This window comes from Micromonospora sp. NPDC093277 (genome assembly GCF_044765245.1).
Taxonomy (GTDB): domain Bacteria; phylum Actinomycetota; class Actinomycetes; order Mycobacteriales; family Micromonosporaceae; genus Micromonospora.
Map to the genome: position 1 here is coordinate 38,595 of NZ_JBIWJO010000005.1, position 9,066 is coordinate 47,660.

7 protein-coding genes are annotated in these 9,066 nt (G+C 69.5%); 3 read left to right on the top strand and 4 right to left on the bottom strand.

The window, feature by feature from the left end:
* Positions 1-57 precede the first annotated feature (57 nt).
* Positions 58-762, top strand: a complete 705-nt coding sequence (locus tag ACIRG9_RS12750) for a hypothetical protein (protein ID WP_402854388.1) — start codon at positions 58-60, stop codon at positions 760-762.
* A gap of 121 nt (positions 763-883) precedes the next feature.
* Here the strand turns inward: ACIRG9_RS12750 and pdxY are convergent, their stop codons facing one another.
* Both pdxY and ACIRG9_RS12760 read right to left on the bottom strand, forming a co-directional pair.
* Positions 884-1,735, bottom strand: coding sequence for a pyridoxal kinase PdxY (gene pdxY / locus ACIRG9_RS12755; protein WP_402854389.1), 852 nt, complete (start codon positions 1,733-1,735; stop codon positions 884-886).
* A 560-nt stretch (positions 1,736-2,295) separates the two neighbouring features.
* On the bottom strand, positions 2,296-3,225 hold the full coding sequence (locus ACIRG9_RS12760; protein ID WP_402854391.1) for a LysR family transcriptional regulator: 930 nt from the start codon (positions 3,223-3,225) through the stop codon (positions 2,296-2,298).
* 72 nt (positions 3,226-3,297) lie between these two features.
* Here ACIRG9_RS12760 and ACIRG9_RS12765 point away from each other — a divergent pair, with 72 nt between their 5' ends.
* Positions 3,298-4,200 (top strand): EamA family transporter, encoded by a 903-nt coding sequence (locus ACIRG9_RS12765; protein WP_402854393.1) that lies wholly within the window; start codon positions 3,298-3,300, stop codon positions 4,198-4,200.
* A gap of 160 nt (positions 4,201-4,360) precedes the next feature.
* Here ACIRG9_RS12765 and ACIRG9_RS12770 read toward each other — a convergent pair whose 3' ends face one another.
* Positions 4,361-5,347: a DUF4331 family protein gene (locus tag ACIRG9_RS12770; RefSeq protein ID WP_402854395.1), complete on the bottom strand. Its 987-nt coding sequence runs from the start codon at positions 5,345-5,347 to the stop codon at positions 4,361-4,363.
* A gap of 767 nt (positions 5,348-6,114) precedes the next feature.
* Between ACIRG9_RS12770 and ACIRG9_RS12775 the strand changes: the two genes are divergently transcribed.
* Complete coding sequence (locus ACIRG9_RS12775) at positions 6,115-6,951, top strand: peptidoglycan-binding protein (protein ID WP_402854397.1); 837 nt, start codon at positions 6,115-6,117, stop codon at positions 6,949-6,951.
* A 344-nt stretch (positions 6,952-7,295) separates the two neighbouring features.
* Here ACIRG9_RS12775 and ACIRG9_RS12780 read toward each other — a convergent pair whose 3' ends face one another.
* On the bottom strand, positions 7,296-9,062 hold the full coding sequence (locus ACIRG9_RS12780; protein ID WP_402854398.1) for a hypothetical protein: 1,767 nt from the start codon (positions 9,060-9,062) through the stop codon (positions 7,296-7,298).
* Positions 9,063-9,066 lie beyond the last annotated feature (4 nt).

The window sequence follows — 9,066 nt, forward strand, 5'->3', positions numbered from 1 at the left end:
TCGACAGTGGACCAGGCGGATTTAGTGTCGTAGGAGGAGCCCCGTACCCTCAAGTCCGTGACACTTGCCGACGTGACCGATCGCAGCACGCTTAGCACGGCTGTCGACCAAGGCCTCAAACCCCGACCGGAAGCCTCGCCTCGCTCCGTCCTACCCCGCCGCACTTCCCTGCGCTTCGCCAGCACCCTAGCCACCTGCCTCCTGGGACTCGGCCTGGCTGCCTGTTCCGACGACACGGTCGAGCTCGGCCAGCTACCCGATCCGTGCCCGCTGATCACCGACGACATGCTCACGCGGCTCGCCCCGGGGTCTGCCCGCGAACCCGACCGGGACATCACCTCGCATGGCGCTACTCTCGCCTGCAGTGTCGACCTGAACGCCGCTGACGGGTTTCGCGGCGACCTCCGCGTCACGGTCATCGCCGAGTCCTTGTCCGACTACAACCCCAGCTACAGCGAGAAAACACAGACCGAGGAGTGCGACGGCATCGGCGCACCGCTCAGCCAGGACGGCCCCGGCGACCGTTCCTGCTTCGCCGTACGGCAATGGGACGGGAGCCAGTCCCGGATCGATGGCTGGGCCTTCGTCGGCGACCACTACGCCGCCAGGGTCGCTTACCAGCTCCAGGAGCCGCAGCAGTTCCCGGCCGGTGCCGAACAGGATCTGCGTGGCCTGCTCGGTGCCGCTGCCGCCAGCCTGCCCGCCGACCGCCGCGTTGGGCTCGGGGTCGCGTCCCACGGCCCGGCGGACCTCCTCGCGTAGGGCGTGGTGGATGTCGTCCCAGGTGGCTGCGGGCCGGACGGTCAGGTGCTGAACGGGCCGTTCTCGATCTTCCCCGACAGCGGCCGCACCCACCATCGTCGTGGGCGTGCACGCGTCGAACTCAGCGCACTTGTTTGGCGCTGAACTGCATGCGCGGCGCAGCGTAGAACTCCTGGGCCTGCACCAGCTGGAGCTCACGCTCGCCGGCCCGGTAGGTCATCTCGATCAAATCGAAGACACTGGAGGCCGTGCGCTCCAGCGACACCGCCGCGTTCCCGGTCTTGACGTAGTGGGCGGTGAACAGAGCCGCCGTGACATCACCGGACCCGTTCGCCTTGAACGGCAGGTGCGGGGTAGTCACGAGCCAGGCGCCGGCGCCGTCCACGACGAGCATCTCAATCACGCCTTCCTCCCGATCGGGACGCTCCACGCTCGTGACCAGCACGGTCGAGGGACCCATGGCGCGGGCGAGGTCGGCCGAGGCCAGGATCGATTCGATGCTCGCCGGCTCGGTGCCGGTCAGGAACCCAAGCTCGAACTGGTTCGGGGTGATGATGTCGGCCACCGGCACGACCCGGTCGCGCAGCAGGCTAGGGATCTCCGGTGCGACGAAGCACCCGGACTTGGCGTTGCCCATGACGGGATCGCACGCGTAGAGCGCCGAAGGGTTCGCCGCCTTCACCCGGCGCACGGCATCGACGATGACGTCGCCAATGCCCACCCCGCCCTGATATCCGGACAACACAACATCGATCTGGGGAAACACTCCACGCTCCTCCACCCCGAGGAGGATCTCCGCCACATCCGGCGGCGGGATGAGGGGCCCCCGCCAGGCGCCATAGCCCGTGTGATTGGAGAAATTCACCGTCGGGACGGGGACAACTTCTACACCGATGCGCTGCAGCGGGAACACTGCCGCGGAGTTCCCGACATGGCCGTGAGCGACCACCGACTGGATGGACAAGAGCTTCATCGCCCCAGCCTAGAGAGGCGACAACGGGCTGGATGCGCGGCCCTGGAACCAGGTTTCCGCCGGCGGAAGGCACACCGCCGGTGACCGACAGGCAACGGAACTGAACCGGCCATCCTGGCCTCGACCGCAACATGTGCAAGCCTGCGGCGCTGGCGCACACTCTCTAAACCGTCCTAGGACATCGAGGCTCGGGGCGGTTGGGAGCCTGGCCTACTGGTCCCCGGTGACGACGCGTTGCCGGTTCAGTACGGCCGGCCCGCCGGTCGGCCCCGGCTGCCATCCCGAAGGCGCCTTCGTCCCGGCCGGGCAGGCTGCACCAGTGGTGCCCGGACACCGAACAGGAAGACGGGGCGAAGTCCTGAAAGGACCGCTGCCAACTCGCCCCTTGCAAAGCCGCAGACGCCCCACTGACTGTCGACCGTCCGGAACCCGGCGACCGCCTCGTGGGACCGCGTCGATTTCCGTGTTTGACCTGGGTGTGGTCCGCTGAGCAGGACGGCGAACCGCCACGAGCGGCGCGCCGATCATGGCCGAGCGCTGGTGGATCCCGGGCACGTGCGTCAAGCGATGGTCGGCGGCAATTGCCCATGGGGGACGCCGGCCGGGCCGCTCAGCTCGGCCAGGAGAGCGTCCACCGCGGGCCGTTGTGGCGCGTCGCCGAGGGCGCGGGTGACCGCAAAGATGCGTCGCTCAGTGACCGGCTCGGTCAGTGGCTGCACGTGCACCCCGGGTGGTACGTGGCGCAGCGCCAGCTCCGGCACCAGCGCGGCGCCCAGGCTGGCCGCGACGAGGTCCAGGGTGAGCGCGAAGTCGACGGAGCGGTGCCGGATGTCGGGCTCAAAGCCGGCGAGCCGGCAAGCGTGCAATGTTGACTGAAGGCACGGTGTGCGCTCGGCGCTGGCGATCCACGGCACGTCCCGCAGCTCGCGCAGCCGGCCGGTTCGACGGCGCCACCCGACCGGGGTGACCAGGTGCATCGGGTCGGTGGTGACCGGGTGCCGGTCCAGGTCGTCGACCAGCGGCGTGGGCACGTGGTCGTACTCCTGCAGCACCACCACGTCGAGGGTGCCGGAGCGCAGGTCAAGGCGGCTCTGCTGGTCTTCGGCCTCGATCACCCGCACGTCCAGCTCCGGGTGCTTCGCGCGAGCGCGGGCGGCGGCGGGGGCCACCAGCGCGCCGGCCGCGGACGCGAACGCGCCGACCCGCACCGTGCCGCTGACCCTGTGGTGGAGCGCGGCGAGCCCGGCCACCGCCTGCTCCACCGCGCCCAGCACGTCCTTCGCGTGGTTGGCCAGCACCTGGCCGGCCGGGGTAAGCACGATTCCGCGCCCGGCGCGCTCGACCAGCTCGTGCCCGGCCTCTCGGGACAGCTGGACGAGTTGCTGGGATACCGCCGACGGGGTCACGTGCAGCGCTGCGGCGGCGGCTGTGACGCTGCCACGCAGCGCGACCTCGTGCAGCACGCGGAGCCGGCGTACGTCAAGATCCATGTAGCTACGCTACAACAGCGATGAAGAACATTGAACTAGTCCTTAAGTGTTCGCTCGGGCAGCCTTGCCGGCATGAAGGCATCGCACCGACTTCTCGCCGTGCTCGTCGCCGCCATTTGGGGCGTAAACTTCGTCGCCATCGAGCTGGGCCTGCGCGACCTGCCACCGCTCGTGCTGACCGCACTGCGCTTCGTCGCGGCGGCGGTGCCGCTGGTCTTCCTGGTACCGCGCCCCAGTGCCCGGCTCCGCTACGTGGTCACCTACGGGCTGGTGCTCGGCGTCCTGAAGTTCGGCGCTCTCTTCACCGCGCTCGCGGCTGGCATGTCGGCCGGTCTGGCCTCGCTGGTGCTTCAGGCGCAGGCGCTGATGTCGGTGCTGCTGGCCGCGGCGGTGCTGGGCGAGCGGCCCGCGCGGGCGCAGGTGGGCGGCGTACTGGTCGGATCGGTCGGGATCGGCGTGCTGGCGACCGGGAGCGGCGGCCACGCCACGGTGATCGGCTTCATGCTGACGCTGTTCGCGGCGGCCAGTTGGGCCGTGGCAAACCTGGTCATGCGGGCCAGCGGCGAGAAGCGACCGCTCTCGCTACTGGTCTGGTCGAGCCTGGTGCCGCCGTTGCCGCTGCTCGGCCTGGCCGGCGTGGTCGACGGCGGGCAGGCGGTGCTGGATGCGATCACCGGCCTGTCGTGGCGCGGGCTGCTCGCCGTGGCCTACGTCGCGTACGTGTCGACCCTCGTCGGCTTCGGGATCTGGAACGGACTGATCGCCCGGTACTCGATCGCGCGGGTGGCGCCGTTCAGCCTCCTGGTGCCGGTCTTCGGGCTCAGCGCGGCGTGGCTGCTGCTCGACGAGCCCGTCGGCCCGACGGAGCTGGCCGCAGCTGCCATCGTCCTCGCCGGGCTGGCGCTGGTGGTCCGGGGTACCGCACCGCGGAGCAGATCGGCGTGGCCTTCGAGGCTGGCGCGCACGCGGTGGTGATGGGCAACGCGTCCCCTCACCGCTGTGGATCACCCGCCGGCTCGTGCCGGCCACCCCGCACGGGAGATCAGCCAGCCGGCGCTGGTGATAGGCGTGGACGCGGTCGGTGCGCTGGCGCCCTGACCACGAGCGGCAACCAGTCGAGCCACTTTTCGAGGATCTACGGGTTGGGTGGGCCGAGGTAGGGGAATTGCCACGTGAGGTCGTCGTGCGGCTTGAGCCCGGTCGGGGAAAGCTTGCCGTGGGTCAGCCAGGCAAAGCGATAGCTGAAGACGTCGTCGATGAGTTTGCGGCCGTTGGGATAGGCGACCGGCTTGGTGCGGTCGTAACGGAGGATGTCGGGCAGGACCTGCATGGCGGTCTCCTTGGCCTCCTGCGGTGAGTAGCCGCCCTTCTCCAGCATCTGGGACCACGGGCCCAGATAGTTGGCCACGTCGTCGGCCGGCTGCCGAGAGTTGTAGAGGTTCTTCTCGCCGTCCGGGTTGATGAACGGGTTGATGGTCGGGTTCCCGCCGCGGTCCATTTGCTCCAGCGCGCCGTCGCTGCGCCGGCTGATCGAGGCCCACACTCCGATGACCGGGCCGGGGCCGAGCAGGTCGGTGGGCACCTCCACCACGATGCAGTCGACATTGTTGCCGGCGAAGTCGTCGTGCCCGGTCCACTTCATTCCGTGCAGGGCGCCCTCGACATCGGCGAAGAACGGGTCGCTGCGCAGCCCGGCGAACAGTCGGATCTGCCCCGGCTCAGTGACCATGACCGGCTGGGCCGCGCCGTCGAAGCTGACGGGGAAGGACTCGGCGAGCACCAGGCCGGCCGGCTCGGGCTGGCGGGTGTCGGGGCCGGTGGCGTACCAGGCGGTCGCGGTCTGGCTGCCGTTCTCATAGTCGGAGAACGTGAAGGTGAATGCGGCGTCGGCCTGCGCATCGCCGTCAGTGTCGATGTTGATCCGGTGGACCGCGCCGGGGTAGAACTCCGGGCCGGTGGTAGGGGCCGGTATCGGGGGCGGGGCGCTGGTCGGGTTCGAGTTGATGATCAGCACCGTTTTGCTGGGGTCCTCTGGTGAGGTGAAGACGTACAGGTCGGTGAGGTCGAGGCGACGGTCGTCGCCGGGAAACTTGAGGTTGTCGGCGCTGAAGTGGTTCGACAAGGTGACTCCTTTGGATGCTCGGCAGCTGAGAGACCGAGCCGGGGCCTTCGGGGGTGTGTAGGCCGGTGAACGATGAGCCTGACGTGCAGGGTCAGGCGGGCTGCGGAGTAGGCACTTCCGCACATCCTGCTCCGCTGACGCTGCCACAACATCGGTGAATGGCGTTGGATTGCGGTGGCGATCACCCGATTCGGCGATGGCCTGTCAACAAGTGACCAACAAGCCAGTAGTGCGGTACTGGGCGTGGAACCCGAACGGAGCACGCGTCGCCGCGGCAGCCGAGCATGTCGATCGTGCACCACGTGCCGACCTGGGCTTCCAATGCGACCCGATAATTCGCTCACCATTTGAGGGGGTGGGTCCGAGGTCGGTCACCGACATTCCTTGATGGCGGCAACCTGGATCGCCGCTCTTGTGATCATCGTACGAAGGCTGCCCAGGATCAGCCTCTTCGTTTGACAACCGTCGGGTAATCCGCGAGGACGCCGTGGGCCGTTCGGTGGCAGCAATTGGCAGGGTCGGCAGATGTACTGCAAGAAAGCTGACTGGTCGTTGCGGCTGGAAAATCATCGGCCGCAAAGTAAATCGTGACTCGGTGACCTCGGACGAGAGGAATGAGTGATGAGCGCGGATACCGAGGACCTCGTCGTCACCTGTTTCGAGGAGGACGACAGCCCGGAGGAACACATCGGCGAGCCGGTCGAGTACGACCTCACAGCGGTCGAGGAGGAGGAGTAGGAGTGGCAGTCCACCTGTCGCCGGCGCTGATGGTCCTGCGGGACGAAGTCAACAAACGCTGGCCCATGCGCGACCGGACGTCCGACGGTTGGATCGGTGATGCGGCGCACCAGGCGCGCAAGTCCGATCACAACCCGGATGGCGATGACGGCTCGGTCAACGCTATCGACTTCGACAAGGACGGCATCGACCCGCTGCTGGTCGTCCGCCGGTGCAGCGAGCACCCGTCGACGGAGTACGTCATCTTCGACCGCACCATCTGGAGCCGCACCCGCGGGTTCCGGCCCGCCCGATACACCGGGCCCAACCCGCACGACAAGCACATCCACGTCAGTGTCAGCCACACTCGAAGCCGCGAGGACAGCACCCGCGCGTGGGGTATCGCCACGTCGATCGCCCCGAGGCTGGGCGACCGCACGCTGCGCGCCGGCAGCAAGGGCAGCGACGTGCGGGAGCTCCAGAGCCTCGCCAACAAGGTCGGCGCCGGTCTGGCGGTCGACGGTGTGTTCGGCACGGTGACGCAGGCTTGGGTGCGTGGATTCCAGAAAGCCAGGAAGTTGACCGTGGACGGCATCGTCGGCCCGAAGACGATCGCCGCGCTGCGGGAGGCGACCAAGCCCGAGCCGTCGCCGAGGCCGACCGGCCACCGGCCCGGGACCCGGACCGTGCGGCGTGGGATGAGCGGGGACGACGTGGCGTTCATTCAGCGGTTCGTCGGAGAGCGACGGTGTGGGAAGCCGACCGGAACCTTCGACACCCGCACCGAGGAAGGTGTCCGTTGGTACCAACGGATGCAGGGCATTGCCGACGATGGAGTTGCCGGTCGGATCACCTGGGCCAAAATGCGGGTGACCGTCGGGTATTAGTACGGTCCGAGCCGGGTCGCCGAGGCAGGTGCACGACCAGGTCGGCCCGGCCGCCGGCCGCGGTGTCCGCTCCGACGGGCAGGCCGGGCCGGCGGTCGCCGTCGGCAGAGGGTCGCCGCGCGGACGGTGAGCCAGAGCAGTGGCCGGCCTGTGCCTGCGGCGTACGACCGCCCAGGCCGTGGCGGCTGGTCGCCGCGGCCAAGGCGGCCGCGCCCTGGCTGGCCGACGCGCGGCCGTCGTCTCATCCGGCGCCCGGGGATCGGCGGACGGGATGTCGAGCGCTGTGGTCCGATGCGGTCCTTCGCTCGGCCGGGTCGGCGCGGTTCTCGACGTGCGCAGCGAACTCAACTGGTGGTGGTGTCGACCACCTGGTCGAAGAGCAGGCCGCTGGCGCCCTCCCCCTGGCCCGGCCGCTTGCGGCGGCCGGTCCAGGAGTGGGTACTGCCGTCGCTCCACCGGGCCCGTTGCCGCACCCGGGTAACGTGCACGCCCTCCCGCGGCACCTCCTCCTCGTGGAGGAGCAGATCGGTGCCGGGTTCGAGTAGCTGACCGACCGGCTGCGGATCGACCGCGTGTCCGTCGCGCCACCGGGGCACACTGCCCCGGCGCAACCGGTACGCCCCTGGCGAGGGGGTGACCGGTAGCAGCGGGAACCAGTGCTCCGGGACGCTGGTGGCAAGCCGGTAGAAGGGTTCGCCACCCGACGGCGTTTCCACGGCGGGTAGGTCGACCGTTTCGTGCCGGCGGATGCGATCGCCGGTTACGCCTTCGACGATGGTCTCCACCGCCCAGGCGACGTTGGCCATCTCGTCGCGGAACATCCGCACCTCCTCGACCGGATCTGCCTCCTGGGTGTCGGTCAGCGCCGGAGCGACCAGCAGGCAGTCGGAGCGGCCGTTGGTGAGTGCGGCCTGGGGTCCGGTGACGGTGTGCCGGAACAATGACCAGTCCTGGCCGTCGCCGGACAGCGAACCGGCGACGCGGACCAGGGTGCGGAAGCCGAACGTGTCGGTGACCACCACCGAGCGGATCTTGAGAACGGAACCGACCGGCACCGTCAGGGGCGCGAGGTACCAGTCGTTGCTGTAGACGGTGGCGTACTCGACCAGCAGTAGCCGCGCCAGGTCGCTGGGTTCGGCCTCCACCTGACCGAAGTCCACCCGAGCGTCTTCGAACTCCCACCAGCGGGGGGCGGGCATGCCGGGATAGGCGGCCGGGGTGGGTAGGACGGTCTGCACGATGTCGCTGATCTGGTTGGCTGCGGGCAGCCGGGCGGCGGTGTCGACCGTGAACGAGTACCAGTCCAGCCGGCCACCGTCGTACTCGGAGGCGGAGAGCACGGTGTCGTTGCCGCCGAAGCGGGCCGAGATGTCGAACCGGTACTCCATCCGGGCCGGCTGCCATGCGGTCGGTCCGGTGCCGGCGGCGCTGGCGGACGGCCCGGCAGCGAACGCCTCGGGCAGCCCGCCGCCGGTGCCGCTGCCGATTCCTGAGAGGTCCAGGCCGAGTGTGTCCAACCAGTCGAGCCATGTGGTCGCGCAGCGGGTCAGCTCCGGCAGCAGTGCCGGCGGTACCAGCACTCCGGGCGGCGGGGTGCCCTGCTGCACGAGGCTGCGCAGTGCCGGCAGGAGCAGCACGCCGCTGGCCGCCCGCCGCGTGAGCACCGACAGCCAGCGCCGGGCGGCCGGGTCCAGGTCGTCCGCCGCCGGGCCGTTCACGGCCAGCGGGTATGCCTCGATGAACAGCGACGCGTATCCCGCGAGGCGGGGCTGGTCCGCCAGCAGCCGTAGGAAGTGCTCGCCGGTGCGGGTGGCGTGTGGCAGATCGGTCAGTCGGCCGACCGGCCCGGCCTCGACGACGGACTCCAGCGGGCGTCCGTGCGGGAACGGTTGCGCGGTGCCTCCGGCGGGCCGGTAGGTGGTTACTGGGGCGCTCTGGGCCTGGATCCGCACCGATGCTGGGGAGCCGGCGTCCTCGCCGGTGAACTCGCCGAGCTGCCATTGCCGGGCGAGCAGCCAGAGTGGGTCGTACACCCGGGCCTGCAGGCCGGGAGCGAGGTCGTCACTACGGGCACCCGGTTCCAGTCGGGTCCACGAGGTTACGGAGGACATTGGG